Origin of the sequence: uncultured Tenacibaculum sp. (genome assembly GCF_947498805.1) — a bacterium.
Classification (GTDB): Bacteria; Bacteroidota; Bacteroidia; order Flavobacteriales; family Flavobacteriaceae; genus Polaribacter.
In genome coordinates this window covers 274297-293023 of sequence record NZ_CANMLT010000001.1, presented here as the reverse complement: position 1 = coordinate 293023, position 18727 = coordinate 274297, and the positions used below count along the sequence as shown (strand labels likewise).

At 29.9% G+C, this 18727-nt stretch carries 18 protein-coding genes and 1 pseudogene; all 19 read left to right on the top strand.

What is annotated here, in order from left to right:
* The first annotated feature begins 2 nt into the window (after window positions 1–2).
* The 19 genes and pseudogenes from Q0873_RS01460 to Q0873_RS01365 all read left to right on the top strand — a co-directional run bounded on the left by Q0873_RS01460 (window position 3) and on the right by Q0873_RS01365 (window position 18587).
* Window positions 3–587 carry a hypothetical protein gene (locus Q0873_RS01460; RefSeq protein WP_299103960.1) on the top strand — a complete coding sequence of 195 codons (585 nt, stop codon included), beginning with the start codon at window positions 3–5 and terminating at the stop codon, window positions 585–587.
* A gap of 15 nt (window positions 588–602) precedes the next feature.
* On the top strand, window positions 603–2600 hold the full coding sequence (locus Q0873_RS01455) for a DUF3352 domain-containing protein (RefSeq protein WP_299103959.1): 1998 nt from the start codon (window positions 603–605) through the stop codon (window positions 2598–2600).
* Between the two features lie 56 nt (window positions 2601–2656).
* Window positions 2657–3379 carry a YebC/PmpR family DNA-binding transcriptional regulator gene (locus Q0873_RS01450; RefSeq protein WP_299103958.1) on the top strand — a complete coding sequence of 241 codons (723 nt, stop codon included), beginning with the start codon at window positions 2657–2659 and terminating at the stop codon, window positions 3377–3379.
* Between the two features lie 126 nt (window positions 3380–3505).
* Entirely contained in the window at window positions 3506–4696 is a 1191-nt protein-coding gene (locus tag Q0873_RS01445) for a site-specific integrase (RefSeq protein WP_299103957.1), read from the top strand.
* Between the two features lie 310 nt (window positions 4697–5006).
* Window positions 5007–6407, top strand: a complete 1401-nt coding sequence (locus Q0873_RS01440; protein ID WP_299103956.1) for an arginine decarboxylase — start codon at window positions 5007–5009, stop codon at window positions 6405–6407.
* Complete coding sequence (gene speB / locus Q0873_RS01435) at window positions 6394–7335, top strand: agmatinase (protein ID WP_299103955.1); 942 nt, start codon at window positions 6394–6396, stop codon at window positions 7333–7335. The genes Q0873_RS01440 and speB overlap by 14 nt, the downstream gene beginning before the upstream one ends.
* Entirely contained in the window at window positions 7336–8760 is a 1425-nt protein-coding gene (locus tag Q0873_RS01430; protein ID WP_299103954.1) for a hypothetical protein, read from the top strand.
* Window positions 8757–9737, top strand: coding sequence for a deoxyhypusine synthase family protein (locus tag Q0873_RS01425; protein WP_299103953.1), 981 nt, complete (start codon window positions 8757–8759; stop codon window positions 9735–9737). Before Q0873_RS01430 ends, Q0873_RS01425 begins: the two co-directional genes overlap by 4 nt.
* 3 nt (window positions 9738–9740) lie before the next feature.
* The gene (locus Q0873_RS01420) at window positions 9741–9995 is read left to right on the top strand and encodes a hypothetical protein (protein ID WP_299103952.1); all 255 of its coding nucleotides are present in this window, start codon (window positions 9741–9743) and stop codon (window positions 9993–9995) included.
* Between the two features lie 9 nt (window positions 9996–10004).
* A complete protein-coding gene (locus tag Q0873_RS01415) occupies window positions 10005–10415 on the top strand; it encodes a VOC family protein (protein ID WP_299103951.1) in 411 nt (136 codons plus the stop codon).
* Window positions 10416–10439: 24 nt separating this feature from the next.
* Window positions 10440–10700 carry a hypothetical protein gene (locus Q0873_RS01410; protein ID WP_299103950.1) on the top strand — a complete coding sequence of 87 codons (261 nt, stop codon included), beginning with the start codon at window positions 10440–10442 and terminating at the stop codon, window positions 10698–10700.
* Window positions 10701–11119: 419 nt separating this feature from the next.
* The gene (locus tag Q0873_RS01405) at window positions 11120–11680 is read left to right on the top strand and encodes an AraC family transcriptional regulator (RefSeq protein WP_299103949.1); all 561 of its coding nucleotides are present in this window, start codon (window positions 11120–11122) and stop codon (window positions 11678–11680) included.
* Between the two features lie 133 nt (window positions 11681–11813).
* The gene (locus Q0873_RS01400) at window positions 11814–11978 is read left to right on the top strand and encodes a hypothetical protein (RefSeq protein ID WP_299103948.1); all 165 of its coding nucleotides are present in this window, start codon (window positions 11814–11816) and stop codon (window positions 11976–11978) included.
* A 26-nt stretch (window positions 11979–12004) separates the two neighbouring features.
* Window positions 12005–13084 (top strand): DUF1611 domain-containing protein, encoded by a 1080-nt coding sequence (locus Q0873_RS01395; RefSeq protein WP_299103947.1) that lies wholly within the window; start codon window positions 12005–12007, stop codon window positions 13082–13084.
* Window positions 13081–14085 (top strand): annotated as a pseudogene (locus Q0873_RS01385) (alanine/ornithine racemase family PLP-dependent enzyme). Before Q0873_RS01395 ends, Q0873_RS01385 begins: the two are co-directional and overlap by 4 nt.
* Window positions 14086–14118: 33 nt before the next feature.
* The gene (locus tag Q0873_RS01380; protein ID WP_299103945.1) at window positions 14119–14364 is read left to right on the top strand and encodes a hypothetical protein; all 246 of its coding nucleotides are present in this window, start codon (window positions 14119–14121) and stop codon (window positions 14362–14364) included.
* Window positions 14365–14597: 233 nt separating this feature from the next.
* The gene (locus tag Q0873_RS01375; protein WP_299103944.1) at window positions 14598–15455 is read left to right on the top strand and encodes an RNA polymerase sigma factor RpoD/SigA; all 858 of its coding nucleotides are present in this window, start codon (window positions 14598–14600) and stop codon (window positions 15453–15455) included.
* 508 nt (window positions 15456–15963) lie between these two features.
* Window positions 15964–16455 carry a hypothetical protein gene (locus tag Q0873_RS01370; RefSeq protein WP_299103943.1) on the top strand — a complete coding sequence of 164 codons (492 nt, stop codon included), beginning with the start codon at window positions 15964–15966 and terminating at the stop codon, window positions 16453–16455.
* Between the two features lie 242 nt (window positions 16456–16697).
* A complete protein-coding gene (locus tag Q0873_RS01365; protein WP_299103942.1) occupies window positions 16698–18587 on the top strand; it encodes a serine hydrolase in 1890 nt (629 codons plus the stop codon).
* The last annotated feature ends 140 nt before the right edge of the window (window positions 18588–18727 follow it).

The window sequence follows — 18727 nt, the reverse complement described above, 5'->3', positions numbered from 1 at the left end:
CTATGAAAAAGACCCTTTTATTGATAGCCTTCTTGCTGGTTACCCAGTTTGTAAGTGCTCAATTTGATTTTTTAGATCCTTATAGAAAGGCTACCATTGTGTTTAAAGATGGTATCGAAAAAACAGGCGAAGCCAAATTCATTAGTGGAGATCGCATTAAGTTTAAGGAAACGGAAAAAAGTAAAGCCGTAAAACTTAATTATGAAACGGTTGATAAGATCATCATTAGTCAAACGACTTATCAATACAGAACTATCAAAAGAAAAAGAAAACCGAATTTGTTTGAAATTGTTCGAGATGGAAAACTTACGGTATTTAGTTTTACGCGAGATATGCCTGGAAGTCACTCGCCAGGAAACTCAAACATGAACTTTGGTGAAAGCTTTGAGTTTTTTTATGTTGCTAGAAAAGGAGAAACTCAGTTAACCGATTTAGAGCTCGACCGACTTTCTGCAAAGCGATTTCATAAAGCAGCTACAGTATATTTTAAAGACTGTCCGCTGTTGGTTGAAAAAATAAATACAAAAGAATTTAAAAGAGATAACTTTTTAGAAATAGCAGATTTTTATAATAACAACTGCCAATAAACATCAATTTATATCATGAAAAGTAAAATTATATGGGGCGTATTGATAGCGATTATAGGATTCATTTTATACCAAGCATATATTTTTACATTAGCCGATGAGGATAATATCAATCCGATTTATCTCATTCCTAAAGATGCTGTTTTTATTGTGGAAACAGAACGCCCAATTGATACTTGGGACGAAGTAAGTGCCAGCCCTATTTGGCAGCATTTTCAAACCAACAATTATTTTAAAGAGGTTACTGAAAACCTCAACAGCTTCGATAAAACATTTCAGGATCAAAAAGAAGTCATTGATTTTATTGGTGAACGCGATTTACTCATCTCTGTACATGTCTACAAGCCTAAAAAATACGGTTTATTATATGTTGCCGATCTTCAAAAGTTTTCCAAACTACGTTTTTTAAAGAGTGCTATTCAAAAGTTAGCAGGTGATAATTTTAGAGTGACTCAACGAATGCATCAGGAGCATGAAATTATCGAGTTATACAACACTAAAACCAGAGAAACACTTTACATCACCTTTATCAAAAATCAATTGGTAGCCTCGTATACACATGTACTGGTAGAACAATCTATAGAACAATACATGGCACCTGTAATTGGTAGAGATGTCAACTTTACCGAGATTAAAACAGCGACAGAGAACGATGGTTTTTTCAATGTATATGTACAATATGCTTATTTAGATAAATACCTAGGATGCTTTACAACAAATGCCAATCTTAAAAACTTTGAGAACATCAAAGCTACCTTGTTTTATTCTGGATTGGACATTTCTATTATTGAAGGAAGCATTGTACAAGCTGTTGGATATACCAATGTGAATCCGACTTCTGAGACCTTTTTAAGAGCGATTCAGAAATCTGGTAAAGGAAAGCGAAGTATTGCGCAAATTGCTCCAAGAAACACCTCTTTATACCTAAGTTTTGCTTTTGAAAGCTTTGAAGAATTTCATGCAAACTTTGAAGAGCTTCAGAAAGAAAATCCGAAGGCATTTACCAGCTATACTACCCAGCTTAAAAACATAGAAGACCAATTGAATATTAAAGTTGAAGAACATTTATACAGTTGGATTGGTGATGAAATTGGGTTATTACATTTTAACTCTGATTTATCTAAAAACAAAAAAGATATTGCTGCGGTAATCAAAGCAGATGATATAGATGATGCGAAAGAAAACTTAGAGTTTGTATTGTCTAAAATCAAAGAAAACACGCCGTTAAAATACAAGCAACTGAACTATCAAGGATATCCGATTTACTATTTTGACTTAAAAGGATTCTTTAAGATGTTGGCAGGAAATACTTTTGCTAAAATGGAGAAACCTTACTTCACTATCATTGATGATTTTGTGGTGTTTAGTAGCAGTCCGAATTCTTTAAAAGAAATCATCAACAGTCACTTGGTTGGGTATACCTTGGCTTCTTCTACACAATTTGAAGAGTTTAACTATCAGTTTGAACGTAAATCGAGTGTATTTGCTTATGCAGAAGCCGGCAATTCATATAACGATGTGCTAAGCTTATTAGATCGTAAAACCAAACAACAACTCATTAAAAACAAAAAATACTTTACTTCTTTTTCTCAAGCAGGATTGCAGTTAATTTCGAAAGGAGATCAGTTTAAAAGTAATATTACCCTTTCCTATCAGTCTCCAGAAGTATTGGCTGTTCAAACACAAAAAGAAAAAGAGTTAAAAGAAGAATTGTATCAGAAAATCACGCCTCAAAAAGATTCTGTGGTGGTAGAAACTGCCGAAACTATTTTTAAGGTTCCTGCCATTCATCCTTCTGATTTAAGCGCGAAAGAATACCAAGAATATTACGAAGACAAACAACTTAAATTTGAAGTTGAGTTGGACAACGGAATTCCAGATGGTGATTATAAATTCTATTATCCAAACGGAAAACTGAAATTAAAAGGTCAGTTTAAAAACGGGAAGCAATCGGGTACCTGGAGAGCTTATAAAGCTGCCGATGGTAAACAAATTTTCAAGAAAAGATTTTAATTGTAAATAAGTACTGCATTGGTTACATTTGCCATTGCGAAACAAAATAATAAGAAATGGGAAGAGCATTTGAATTTAGGAAAGCAAGAAAAATGAAACGTTGGTCTGCAATGGCTAAAACATTTACCAGAATTGGTAAAGACATTGTAATGGCTGTTAAAGAAGGAGGTCCTAATCCAGAAACCAACTCTCGCTTACGTGTTGTTATCCAAAATGCGAAGGCAGCAAACATGCCTAAGGATAATGTTGCGCGTGCAATTAAAAAAGCATCTGATAAAGATACTGCCAACTATAAAGAAGTATTGTTTGAAGGATATGCACCACATGGTATTGCTGTTTTAGTAGAAACCGCTACCAACAATAACAACCGTACGGTTGCCAATGTACGTGCTGCTTTTAACAAGTGTAATGGTAACTTAGGAACTTCTGGTTCGGTTGCTTTTATGTTTGATCACGTAGTAAACTTTAAAGTAAAAGACGATACCTTAGGAATGGACTTGGAAGAGTTTGAAATGGAGATGATCGATTTTGAAGTAGAAGAGGTTTTTACGGATGAAGAAGATAACAGCGTAATGCTATATGCTCCATTTGAACAGTTTGGTTCGATTCAGAAATATTTAGAAGAAAATAGTATTGAAATTATTTCTTCTGAATTTGAACGTATTCCAACCACTACTACTGCCCTTTCTGACGAACAAAAAGAGGAAGTAAACAAATTATTAGAGCGTTTAGAAGAAGATGATGATGTAAATACGGTTTACCACTCTATGGAAGAGTAAACTCAACAAACTCAATACAATCAACTATAGCCCTCTATTTTACTAGAGGGCTTTATTTTTCATATTAGTTTATATTTGTTTATTTTTATCAAAAAAATGAACCAATAATGAACCAATAAAAATTCGATGAATTTTAACTTCCAAATCAGAAGCTATAAAAAGAAAAATGGTACCCAAGCCATTCGATTAAGATTTTTTACTTCAGCAAATGATACACAATATATAGACACCAAAGTCTCTGTATTGGCAAATCAATGGGATAAGAAAAAGGAAATTATCAAAAGACACCCTCTAGAAGAAAACCTTAATGCTACTATTTATGACTTAAAAATTAAGGTTGAAAAAATTTACTACAAAAACAAAGGAGTGTCTGCTAAAAGATTACTACAGATATACAAAAACACCATAAAGTACGATTCTAGTTCTTATTTATCCTTTTTTCAATCTGTAATAGACGAAACCAGATTAAAAGGAAAAACGAGATCGGCTAAAACACTACAACTCTATCATAACAAGTTGAAATTGTTTTCCAATTATATTCCTTTCTCTGATATTGATCATAACTTTATGAAGGACTATGAACATTGGTTATTAAAAAGAGGAAATAAGAAAAATACTATAGCATCAAATTTAAGATGCATTATTACCACATGTAATCAAGCAGTAAAAGCCGGTGTGATTAAAAAAAATAACGCTCGAGGTTATAAAATTGAAAAAGAAAATGTAGTCAAACAATCTTTAACTTTAGATGAAATTCAAAAGGTAATTGAGTTAGAAATTGTCCCTAGACATAAAGGAATGATTAAAGCTAGAGATATGTTTCTGTTTTGTTTTTATACTGCAGGAATGCGCTTTACCGATATGTGTATATTAAAATGGGAAAATATTGTTGGAGATAACATTGTTTATACAATGAATAAAGTAAGAGACAGAGTTGGATCCAGAAGAACCATTCCATTGAATTCTAAATCAAAAGAAATTTTAGAAAAGTACCAGGGTAAGAATTCAACTTTTATCTTCCCTCCTCTTTACGGTTTTGAGAACAAAACTCAAGAAGAAATTGAATACAAAATATACATTAAAAGTAACAACCTAAATAGATCATTGAAAATCATCGCCCAAAAATGCAGCATAAACAAGCCCTTATCTATGCATATGGGGAAACATTCCTTTACTGATTATGCCGTTAAAAGTAACGTTAATTTATTAATGATTTCTAAACTTCTTGGACATACAAGATTAGAAACTACGCAAGCCTACCTTAAAGATTTTTACCAAAAAGAAGAAAGTGACACTATAAACAAATTATTTGGATAAATTTTAATTTTGTACAACATACATTTTGTATTAAAAAAAGGTTTACATTTGAATTCTTATGAATAGGCAAAATGTTAAGTTTTACTTATTTCGTTTCCAACTTTTTATGGAAGTCTAAAAGTTGTGAGGTGTTTCAGAAGCACAACGAAAAAATTACGATTACTTCATTATCATTAGACCAATTACAAAACCTTAGATTAAGGGGAGTATACTTAGAATTACGAGTTTAGTTTATTATTTCAATTAGGATTATATAAACCTAGTTATTAGATAACTGTTGGGTTTTCAATTATAATTTTATTGAAATAAAATGAATACTAAATACAAAGACTTAATAGAACAAACTTTTGATTTCCCACAAGAGGAATTTCAAACAAAAGACAACAACCTATTGTTCCATGATATAGATATGATGCAATTGGTTGAAGAATATGGTACGCCATTAAAATTCACATACCTCCCTAAAATTTCAGAAAATATAAATAGAGCTAAAGGCTGGTTTAAAAAAGCCATGTCAAAGCTTAACTATGAAGGAGAATATCATTATTCTTACTGTACTAAAAGCTCACATTTCAGGTATGTTTTAGAAGAAGCTCTTAAAAACAATATACATATTGAAACATCATCTGCCTTTGATATTGATATTGTAAAATCCTTAAAGAAAGAAGGTAAACTAGATAATGACTCCTATGTTTTATGTAACGGTTTTAAAAGAGATCAATACATAGCAAACATCGTAAGTTTAATTGATAGTGGACACACAAATTGCATTCCTATAATAGATAATTACGAAGAACTTAATTTGATTTTAGAGGAAACTAAGAGCAAGATTAAAGTAGGGATTCGAATAGCATCAGAAGAAGAACCTAAATTTGAATTTTATACAAGTAGGTTAGGAATTGGCTATAAAAACATTGTTTCTTTTTATGAAAGAGAAATTGCCAACAACCCGCAGGTTGAACTTAAAATGCTTCACTTCTTTATCAATACAGGTATTAAAGACAATGCCTACTACTGGAATGAGCTCTTAAAATGTATAAGTGTATATATCAAATTAAAAAAGATATGTCCTACACTAAACAGTCTTAATATTGGTGGTGGTTTTCCTATTAAAAATTCATTAGCTTTTGATTATGATTATGAATACATGATTGAAGAAATAATCAATCAAATAAAAATAGCTTGTAATGAAGCTCAAGTAGATGTACCAGATATTTTTACTGAATTTGGAACGTTTACTGTAGGTGAAGCTGGAGGAGCGATTTATGAAGTATTATATCAAAAAAAGCAGAATGACCGAGAAAAATGGAATATGATTAATTCATCTTTCATTACCACACTTCCTGATTCTTGGGCTATTAACAAGCGATTTATAATGCTTCCTATTAATAAATGGAATGAAAACTACGAGAGAGTTTTATTAGGTGGATTGACTTGTGATAGTGATGATTATTATAATTCTGAACAACACATTAATGCAATTTACTTACCAGTATATGAAAAAGATAAACCTTTATATATAGGTTTTTTTAATACAGGAGCTTACCAAGAAACCATCGGAGGTTTTGGAGGATTACAGCATTGTTTAATTCCGCATCCCAAACATATTTTAATAGATAGAGATGAGAATTGGGAAATAACAACAAGATTATTTAAAGAACAACAAAAGAGTAGTGAATTACTTTCAATTTTAGGATATGAAAACGAATAGAACTTACGCAGGTATTCCTGAACAATTTGGAAAATTAGAAACATCAAAAGTAGTATTGATACCTGTTCCTTATGATGGTACAAGTACATGGCAAAAAGGAGCTGACAAAGGTGTAGATGCTTTTTTAGAAGCTTCTGAAAACATGGAACTATATGATATAGAAACAAACACAGAAGTATATAAAGAAGGAATTCACTTAACTGATTTTGTTACAGAAAATTCTTCTCCTGAGAGTATGGTTGAAGCTGTTCATTCAGTAACTAAAAAATACATTAACAAAAATAAGTTTGTTACCATTTTAGGAGGTGAACATTCTATTTCTATAGGTACGATTAGAGCTTTTAATGAATGCTATAATAACTTAACTGTTTTGCATATTGATGCTCATGCCGATTTAAGAAAAGAATATGAAGGCAGTACTTGTAATCATGCTTGTGCAGTTTACGAAGCAAATCAAAATACAAATTTGGTTCAAGTAGGTATCCGCAGTATGGATATCTCTGAAACTAGAGTAATGAATAGAGATAAAGTATTCTTTGCACATGAAATGGCAACTAATGAATATTGGATGGATGATGTTATTGACCAATTAACAGACAATGTTTTTATAACATTTGATTTAGATGCTTTTGACCCATCAATTATGCCAAGTACAGGAACACCTGAACCAGGTGGGTTGTTTTGGTATGAGACTTTAAATTTTCTTAAAAAAGTGTTTTCTCAAAAAAACGTAGTAGGATTTGACTTGGTAGAATTATGCCCAAATTCTAATGATAAATCACCTGATTTTTTAGCAGCAAAATTATACTACAAAATGCTTAGCTATAAGTTCTTCTCAAATGAAGACGAAGAGTATGTGGATGAAGAAAATGATGATACTTCTCCATTTAGTAAACTTTCAAAATTTAAGAACAACGAAGAAGATTAAATGTTAAGAGAAACAATTATAGAACCTAATAACTTTTCGTACCAAAACCATTGGTATGAAAAGGTTATTAATGCAACTATTCACCCAATAGTAAAGCATTTTTTAAAGATGACACAAGAACAAGTAATTACTCGTTACTGCCATTTAAACCCTAAAGCAGACAAAAATAAATTAAGAGAATTATTAAACTATAAGAGCAAATACTTTCTATGGGGAGGGGCAGATTTGGTTAATGTAACCTCAAGTTCTGGAAAAAGACAAATGGTTGTTATTGAAAATAACTCTTGCCCTTCTGGGCAAAAATCAATGCCTTTATTACATGAATATAGTGAAGAAACAACATATCATCAACTAATAGAAAGCACCTTTAAAAACAACCTTAAAAATGTTCGTGTTAAAGGAATTCTTGCGGTAGTATATGATAAAAACGAAATGGAAGCTTCTGGCTATGCTTCAGCTATTGCAGATATTTTTAAAGAAAAAGTATACCTAATTCCTTTTAAAAACAATGAGAACATATCTAAAGTGAAGTTTGAGAACGATGTTATGCATGTAAACTTTAATGATGAATGGTTAAGAGTAAGAGCTTGTTTTAGGTACTTAACACAAAAACCTTGGAATCGAATCCCAGTTGTATCTAAAACAAAAATTGTAAATCCAATTATAAGCTGTCTAGCTGGAGGTAGAAATAAGTTAGTTGCTGCCAAGGCATACGAAGTATTCAATACCGAACTTAAAGAGTTTGGACTTAAAATAAATATACCTAATACTATTTGGGAAGTTCGAAAAAATGAAGTTCCACTATGGGTTAAACAAATGGGTGGTCACGCCGTAATTAAAGTTCCTTATTCAAACGCTGGTCAAGGAGTGTACACTATTGTTACTGATGATGATTTAGATAAATTCATGGAAACAGAATTCACCTATGACATGTTTATTGTTCAAAGTTTAATAGGTAATTCAAATTGGAGCAGCACATTTAAAAATCAAAAGTTATATCATGTAGGTACTATTCCTAATAAAAAGAATGAGACTTATGTATGCGATATAAGAATGATGGTAAGCTCTACCTCTAAAGGACTTAAACCTGTTTGTACTTATGCAAGAAGGTCAGAGAAACCTCTTACAAACGAGTTAAATTCAATAACAAATAGCTGGGAAATTTTGGGTACTAATTTATCTTATAAAGATACTCAAGGAAACTGGAAAAGTGATACTAGTAGACTTTTACTAATGGACACCAAAGACTTTAATACATTAGGAATTGGTATAGATGATTTAATTGATGGATTTATTCAATCTGCTTTATCCATGATTGCAATTGATAAAATGAGTCAAATGCTAATAAGTTCTAAAGGAACATTGAAAAAGAAACTCTTTAAGAGTTTAAATAATGACAAAAACCTAATTAACGAAATTCTATGATTAATATAAATAGACAGCCTATATCAGAATTTATTGAAAAATATTTTCTACACTTTAATGCTGCTTCATTAGTAGATGCAGCGAAAGGATATGAAGCCCAATTAGAACAAGGCTCAAAAATGTTGGTATCATTAGCAGGAGCTATGAGTACAGCAGAATTAGGTAAAATATTCTCTGAGATGATACGACAAGAAAAAGTTCATATCATTTCTTGTACAGGAGCTAACTTAGAGGAAGATATTATGAATTTAGTAGCTCATTCTCATTATAAACGAGTACCAAATTATCGTAATTTAACCCCTTCTGATGAATGGGATTTATTATTAAAAGGTTTAAATCGTGTAACAGATACTTGCATCCCAGAAGAAGAAGCCTTTAGACGTCTTCAAAAACATATTTATAAAATCTGGAAAGATGCTGAAAACGAAGGAGAACGCTTTTTTCCTCATGAATTTATGTACAAACTCTTACTATCAGGAGTGCTGGAAGAATATTATGAGATTGACATTGAAGATTCTTGGATGTATGCCGCAGCCGAAAAAAATTTACCTATGGTTGTCCCAGGGTGGGAAGACTCAACAATGGGAAATATTTTTGCTTCTTATGTTTTAAAAGGAGACTTAAAAGCATCAACTATGAAGTCAGGAATTGAATATATGACTTTTTTAGCTGATTGGTATACTGATAATTCTATTGATGGTATTGGGTTCTTTCAAATAGGAGGAGGAATTGCGGGTGATTTTCCTATATGTGTAGTTCCAATGCTATACCAAGATATGGAAAGAACAGACACTCCTTTTTGGAGTTACTTCTGTCAAATTTCTGACTCTACGACTAGTTATGGTTCTTATTCAGGAGCAGTACCTAATGAAAAAATAACTTGGGGTAAACTAGATATTGAAACCCCAAAGTTTATTATCGAAAGTGATGCAACCATTGTTGCTCCTTTAATATTCGCTTATCTTTTAAATATGTAAATTATGAAAAGAGTTATTGTTGATTATGAAAAATTAACCTCTAAAGTATTAAACTTATTAGTTGAAAAGTTTCCAGACGGTTATGATTATGAAGATATTATTTCATTTAATACTAATGATGGAAGCTATGTAAAAGCCGTTGAAGTTAGAACTGATGACACTATTTACTTAGTAAAAATAAGTTCTCAATTAGTAAAGACTATGGAAAGATATTTTCTAGATGAAGAGAACAACTCTTTGGACATCATTGATGATTAAAACCAAAATATGAAAGGAACATTTCACATTTCTTTGCCTTGTATAAATTTAGAAGACACTGTGTCTTACTATAAAAATGACCTTGGTTTAACAATTGGAAGAAGCTCTTCAAATTGGGTAGATGTAAATTTATTTGGTAGCCAATTAACTTTTGTTACTATTGAAGAATTTAAATTTGAATGTCCAATGTATCTTTTAGACAAAGAAGAATTGCCGTCATTTCATTTTGGAGTGGTGTTAAACAATGATGAATGGGATGATGTTTATGATAGAATTAATAGATGGTCTATAGACACCATTATTAAAAGAACTTTCTTTAAGGATAAAAGCGGTGAACATAACTCATTTTTCGTTAAAGACCCTAATGGGTATTATTTAGAATTTAAAACCTTTAAGCTACATGATGAAATATTCATGTAACTATTAACCAAAAAAACAAAAATTATGAACTATTATAGCGCTAAACAAAACATTACAATTACAGGTACTTTTATTGGTTTTATAAATGGTACATATACATTTCATTTAGAAAATAACGATATCATAGATTTTGATGAAATCAATACTAAAATCTTTGAAAAGTTTGATTTAAAATCAGCGTCATTAAAAAACAAAGTTTTTGAAATTACGTATTCAGAAAACTTCGATGATTTAGATGATGAAGATATTGTGTTATTCAAATTAGAACAGATTAAATCATTATAAAATTTTGATTTAGGAATATCTTCTATGAATGTAATCCTTAAATCTAATTTTGTTATGATTACTATAAGCCTTACTATGACAGGTAGGGCTTTTTTATTATGACAAAAAACTATAGTTTATTGACTATCTTCAATAAAAGAGCTGCAGTTGTAGTAACGGTAAATCAACAATGCTGCAACAATTTTACAAAAACTAAAATTGGACTATATAGAGACAAAACTCCTGTTTTACTTGCGTGTAGAGGTGTTATAATAGGTTTGTAACAAAACTGCAACTGAAAATCAACAGCTTAGTGTTAAACTATGGCTATTATAGTTATCTTTAATAAAAATTCATGTATGGTATTTTTTATATCGGGTATTTTATAAGCAATCAGATATACCGTAAAACAAATTTATTTTTAATTTAAAGAATCACTAATGAAATTATACATAAAATATATGGTAACTGAGCGTTGTAAGGTGTTAGTGAAAAAAGAGTTAAAAAAAATGAATTTAGCTCATTTTACAATAGAACTTGGTGTAATTGAGTTATATGAAGAAATTTCAAGAAATAAAAAAACACAACTGAAGAAAATACTGCTTAAACATGGATTAGAAATATTAGATGATAAAAAAAGTATTTTAATAGAAAAAATTAAAATCGTAATTATTGATATGATTCATTATTCGGAAGAAATTCCTAAAATAAATTATTCTGGTTATATAAGTCAAGAATTAGGTTATGATTACAACTATTTAGCTAATATATTTACCGAAGTAAAAGGTATTACTATTCAGCAATATATTATAAGCCACAAAATAGAAAAAGTCAAAGAGCTTTTATTATATAATGAATTACAGATCAAAGAAATTGCAAATAAACTTCATTACAGTAGTACTGCTCATTTGTCTAATCAATTTAAAAAGATTACTGGAGTTTCGCCTTCTTTCTATAAAAAAATGCAGTTACAAAGAAGAAAAAATTTAGAAAACCTGTGATATATGTAACTATTATATAACTACATGTAACTTATTAAGGATGGTCATTATATATCTTTATGTTCTCTAATTATTTGAGAAATTATGGCAAATGAAATCTATAGGTGTTGTAGTTTAAATAAAAGATATAAATATGGGAAATAAATTTAAAAAAGGAGATTTTGTATGTGCTAAAGTTAAGCCTTTAGAAGAATTAATTGTAAGAATATTTGCAAGGAAAATTTATTACTGCATAATTGTAGAAACTGGTAAAGAGGTAGTCTATTTTGAAAAAGAGTTGGAATTATACAATAAGTAAGTAGCAAAATTTAAAACAGAGAAAAAATGAAACTTGATGCATTAGTATATTGTGAGAATGAGTTTGGTAAAATAGATGGAAAGACTGCTAATGGTTTGGTTCGTAAATCTGACAAGTATAATATAGTAGGAATTATAGATAGCACCAAAGAAGGCTTAGACGCAGGTGAATATCTTGATAATAAGATTAATGAGATTCCTATATTTAAAAGTATAGATCATGCTTTAGAAAATTTAAATAATGTGCCTAACTATTTTATTTATGGTATTGCTCCCCTTATACCTTTTTTGAATAAAAAACAAAGGGAGGTGATTTTTTTAGCTATGAAACGAGGAATGAATATAATAAATGGTTTGCCAGAATATTTTAATGATAACCCATTATATACTGATATAGCAGTTAAATATGGGGTTACCATACAAGATGTAAGAAAACCACCTAAATTAAAGAAACTTCATAATTTTACTGGAGAAATTAGAGATGTTAACACCCCTGTAGTACTAATACAAGGCACAGATTGTGCTGTAGGTAAAAGAACAACCTCTTTACTTTTGGTAGATGCCTTAAAAAAAGAGGGAATTAAAGCTGTTTTTGTAGCTACAGGTCAAACAGGACTATTACAAGGTGCTAAATATGGAATAGCCGTAGACGTATTAACATCAGGTTATGCAGCTGGTGAAGTTGAAAATGCAATTTTAAATGCTTATAAGAAGGAGAAACCAGATATTATAATTGTTGAAGGACAAGGGGCTTTAGGACATCCTGCTTTTACATCATCCGCAGCAATTCTTAGAGGAGCTATGCCAGATGCAGTAATTTTACAGCATTCACCGCATAGAAATAGATATAGTGATTATCTCAATATTCCAATTCTATCATTAGAAAAAGAAATAGAAATGATACAAATATTTTCCACCTCAGAAGTTATTGCTATTACTATTAATCATGAATATATGACTAATGTAGAATTAAAAAGAACTATAGATAATTACGAATTAGAGTATGATATTCCTACTACAGATGTTTTAAAGTATGGGTGTGATAAGTTAGAAATAGCATTATATGAGAAATTTCCTAAACTAAGAAAAGAAATAGAATTAGTTTGAAGTTTCCTAGATTAGATATCAGTTTAAAAAAAATCTCACATAATGTACGTAGCTTAAAAAAGTTGTATGGTTCTAAAAAGCTTGAAATTATCGGAGTAACCAAACTTATTTGTGGAGACCCTGTATTGGCTTCTGTTTTGATTGACAATGGGATTAAAATATTGGCAGATTCAAGAATTGCAAACATAAAAAGAATGAAAGAATCTGGTATAAAAGCAAAATTTATGCTTCTTAGGTCGCCAGCTTGAAGTGAAATTAATGAAGTTATTAGAAACGTAGATATTAGTTTAAATACTGAAATTATAGTTTTAAAGGAATTATCAAAAGTTGCAATCAAAAATAATGTAATCCATAAAGTAATTTTAATGTTAGAAATGGGTGACTTAAGGGAAGGTATTATGCCTGTTGATATTGACAGAATTGTTAAAAAAGTAATTAAACTGAAAGGGTTGTTTTTAATTGGCATAGGAACAAATTTAGCTTGCTTTAATGGAGCGATTCCTAATACAAAAAAAATGAATGAACTATCATTAATAGTTTCAAAATTAGAAATAAAATTTAATATAAATCTTGAAATTATTTCTGGTGGAAACTCTGCTAATTATTATTGGTTTATATTTTCAAAAAACATAGGAAGGATTAACAATTTAAGGATTGGAGAGTCATTTTTTTTAGGAACTGAGCCCATTATGTGTAGTTCAATATCTAATCTCTATACAGATGCTTTTGTATTGGTAGTTGAAGTAATTGAATCAAAAATGAAGCTTATTAAAAAAAAATTAACAAAAAGAATTATAGTTGCAATAGGAGAGCAAGATGTTTTGGTGTCCGGAATTTCTCCAATAAAAAATTTAATGATTATTGGAGCTAGTAGTGATCACCTTGTTTTAAGTTGTGATAATTGTAACTTAAATATTGGTGATACCGTAAGTTTTAACTTGAATTATAAAGCACTATTAAGAGTGTTTAATTCAAAATATGTTATAAAAGAATATAATTAGTTAATATGAGTGTGGATATAAAGTATGGAAAAAATGATTATAACATATAATACAATATCAACAGATATATTAGATTTACTAATAAAGATGTATCCTAATAGCTATGATTACGAAGATATTTATTCATTTCAAAATTTTGAAGGAAAAACCATAAGTGTTATAGAAGTTATATCATTTAGAATTATCTATCTAGTAGAAATTAGTTCTCAATTAGAAGAGATAATAAATAAACATATAGAGAACAAATCTAGAGTTAATAAATTAAGAAGGTCTAATTAGTTGTGCATCAATATTAAAACATTGGTTTTGTCATAATCTAGTATGTAGCTGATTTCATGTTATTTAGAAAGTGTAAACAATACAATTTTTATATAACGAAATTTTAATAATGAACCTTGATTTTACTGTATTAAAAAACTTGGGAATTGCACTTATTGGTAATATGTCAATGGACTTTTATATACTAGGTTAATCAGGTCACACACACACGCAAGAACCGTAAATTATTAGTTATGAATCAGTTAAAAATAAAAAAACAAATAACTAATAGAGACTCAAAATCTTTAGATAAGTATTTACAAGATATTGGTAAAATAGATTTAATTACTGCTGAAGAAGAAGTTGATTTAGCTCAAAAAATTAGAAAAGGGGATAAATTAGCATTAGAAAAATTGGTAAGTGCCAATTTACTCTTTGTAGTATCAGTAGCAAAACAATATCAAAATCAGGGGTTAACTCTTTCAGATTTAATAAGTGAAGGTAATCTTGGATTAGTTAAATCTGCACACCGTTTTGATGAAACTCGCGGTTTTAAATTTATTTCATATGCAGTGTGGTGGATTCGTCAAGGAATATTACAAGCATTAGCTGAGCATTCTAGAATAGTAAGATTACCTTTAAACAAAATTGGTAACATTAATAAAATTAATAAAGCAGTAGCACGATTAGAGCAAGAAACAGAACGAAATCCATCTGCTCAGGAAATCTCAGTCGAATTGGATATGACTATTAATGTTGTTAAAAATTCTTTGGAGATTTCTGGCAGGCATCTTTCTATGGATGCCCCTTTAATTAATGGAGAAAAGTCTAGTTTATATGATGTTTATAGTTCGGTAGTGTTACCAAACTCAGATCAAAAATTATTACTTGAGTCTTTACAAATAGAAATAGACAGTATATTAAAAACTTTAGCAACTAGAGAAGCGAAGGTTATAAAATTATTTTATGGGTTGGGAAAACAGGACGCGATGAGTTTAACAGAAATTGGAGAAACTTTTGATTTAACTAGAGAAAGAGTAAGACAAATAAAGGTGAAAGCAATTAAAAAAATAAAAAATAAATCAAATACTTTAAAATCTTTTTTAGGATAGAATTATGATGATGTCGGGGGACATCATTCAATATGTCATGTATTGATGAAAAAAGCACAGGTATTTCACCTGCGCTTTTTAAATTATTTTAAATATAAAACTACAGGTTTATTTATTTAATTACATAGTGCAACCCATTTTATTACACTTATATTTGCATTACTTAGGAGACTTCTTGAGCTCTTATTCATTGCAATCTTCTTACTCAATCTCTGAGTGGGCTTTTTTTTATTACTGATTCTAAAGGTTTTTATTATTTATTCATTTTCAAGATGTAACCCATTTTTATTAACCGTACCTTAAAAGAACATATAAAATAAAAGTTTGTCCGTGCTTAATTTTATATTATAAGTTCAATGTGGGAGTTCTGTGGTGAGCTGCTTTTTCTATAGTTTCTTTATTAGAAAAAGAAAATGTTCTTTTATCAAAAACATCAACCATTTAAATGGTATATTTGATTGGATATAACTAATTGCAATCCATAAACCCCAAAATACATTATCGTGTTATGAAAAATTTCTTTTTTATATTCTTTTTATTGTCGATCTATACAAAATGTTCAAGCCAATCCAAGACAGATGCCCTTCTATCTTTGGGTAAAAAAATAGATATACATAAGTTAATTGATCACAAAAAAAACTACAACTACTTACTTGAAGAAGTTAACTTTAATAACAAGAAAACTATTAAGTTTATACAATTCTGTACAGATGGAAAACTTTGTTCAACAGCATATTATTTGACTGCAAAAGAATTTTCAGAAATAACAATCAAGCAAACAGAGAAAAGTAAATTCATTCAAATATTTTTTCCAAATAACTCTATTGAGACTAAAAAAATCAACATAAAAACCGAAGAACATTTCAGTGGAAAAACCACATCTAGTATAACAGTTTTTTTAGAAAAGAATACACCACAAACTGAAGTGAATAAAATAAAAAAGGGATTTGTTGATGTTTTAGAAATGTATAATATTGAAAACAATAGCGGTTTGAACTAAAATTCAATTGTTAATTACTTCTATAAAAACTATAGTTTTTCTTTACTTATTTTACGGGTTTCTTTACTAATAATAACTCCTAAATTTATATGTTGCAGCTCAGACTATAGCTTTTTGATAAAGAAAGACAAGGTGTTCTGTTATCCAGAGCTATTAACCTGATAAACAACATGTTTATTTTTACATAACTAGTTGTAACCAATATGAAGAGAGTATCGTCTAAAATTGAAAACGATACTAAAATGACAAAAACCAAATTTTTAACTATTGCATTAGTAATAAGCACCTTTTCTCTTTTTAGCCAACAATTATCTCAAAAACTACATAATATTCATCGGGACTCTTTATACAAGCAATCGTATGTTTTAAAGGACATAAACCAATCTATTGACTCTTTATTTAAGCTTTACCTGAATAAGGAAGAACACATTCAAGGTGCTGTGATCAGTATTGTTTCATCCGATTCAGTTTTACTGTCAAAAGGGTATGGATTTGCTAACATTAAATCAAAAACAGTTTTTGACCCAGCTCAAACAAATGTCATGGTGGCATCTGTTTCAAAACTATTGACCACTACAGCAATTCTTCAACTTGTAGAGCGAAGTAAGATTCGCGTAGATCAGCCTGTATCAGAATTAATTGGAGATTTAGAAATAAAAAATCCTTTTAATCAACCCGTTTTAATTAGACACCTATTAACACATACTGCTGGTTTCGATGACACTACCATAGGAAGTGAAGTAATGACCGTTGATGAGTTAGGAACGCTAAAAGATCATCTTAAAAGACGACTTACACCAGTAGTGTGGGAACCAGGAAAGTACTTTAACTATTCTAATATTGGAATGGTTTTGTTAGCATATGTTGTTGAGACTGTTTCAGGATTGACTTTTGATGAGTATTTAAATAAAAATGTGTACGCTCCATTAGATATGGGTAGCTCTGGTTTTAGTTATAAAGAGGCTTCTATTAAGAATATGATGACTCGATACAAATGGAAGGAAGATGAAAATGATGTTTTGTTTTTAGATGATAGCTATGGAATTAAATATACCAATCAAACAGGAGCTGGAGGATTTCAAACTACTGCTAGTGACATGAATAATTTCATGCAGATGTATTTAAAAAATGGAAAATTTAAGAATCGCCAAATTCTAAAATCCGAAACGATTCAAGCTGCTTTTGATCCTCATTTTTATTATCATAAACTAATGAATAGGAAACAAGGACTAGGCTGGAAAGTAAGAAAAAGTAAAGGTGTTACCTATAGTTATCATAGTGGTGACGATACTGGCATAGAAAGTATTGTAGTGCTATTTCCAGATTCAGACATTGGCTATTTCTTCGCCTCAAACAACAATGAGGCTAGTGATCTGAAATTTCAGATTAGAAATTTAATTATTGATAAAATAAAAGATAAAGAAAATAAAGAATCATTGAACCCTTTTCAATCGGAAACCGACTTAGAAGCTTTGGCGGGAACTTATCAGTATATGAATGACGGACAATCAACTATTGAACGCCTCTTTTCCTATCTATTTGGTGATGTCTATAAAATCACAACGGATAATAATATGCTTTCAATAAATGGTATTAAGTATAATGAAATTGACAGCCTACTTTTTCAAAGAGAAGAAGGAGGTGATTTGTTTGTAAACTTTATTATCGATGAAAATGGAAGTCATTATTCTACCGGGTATTCAACGTATACAAAAATATCACTTCTAGAAAAACCTTCGTTACACTTAATATTATTGATTGCCTGCTTTGTGATTTTTCTTATTAGCATGGTTATTTGGATTATAAAATACGTTAAAACAAAGAAAATATTTATGCCGAGGTTATACCTTGGACTTTCGATGTTTTCGTTAGTTTTTTTCTTTGGTTTATTAGCTATAGCAACAACTGGAGGATCTGCAAAATATGGCGTACCTCAAATTTTCTACTTTATTTTCACCTTTCCATTAATAAGTATCTTATTTGGTATTTTAGGGTTATTAAGAATACCAAAAGTTATTTACAATAGCTCAATTAGTCGTTTTAATAAATTACATTTTGTGGCAGGTTTAATGGCAATAATAACATGCCTTTTAATTTATAATTACTATAATATCATTGGGTATAAATTTTAAAAGAAAACTAAAAATACTGGTTACAACACGGTATATAAAAAATAGTAGTTAAGGGCTAAATTTAAAGCTTAGCTCTTCTCTGCTATCTTTGTTTGATAATCGAAGAATTAGTACATCAAGGCCCGCTACTTTTCATACAC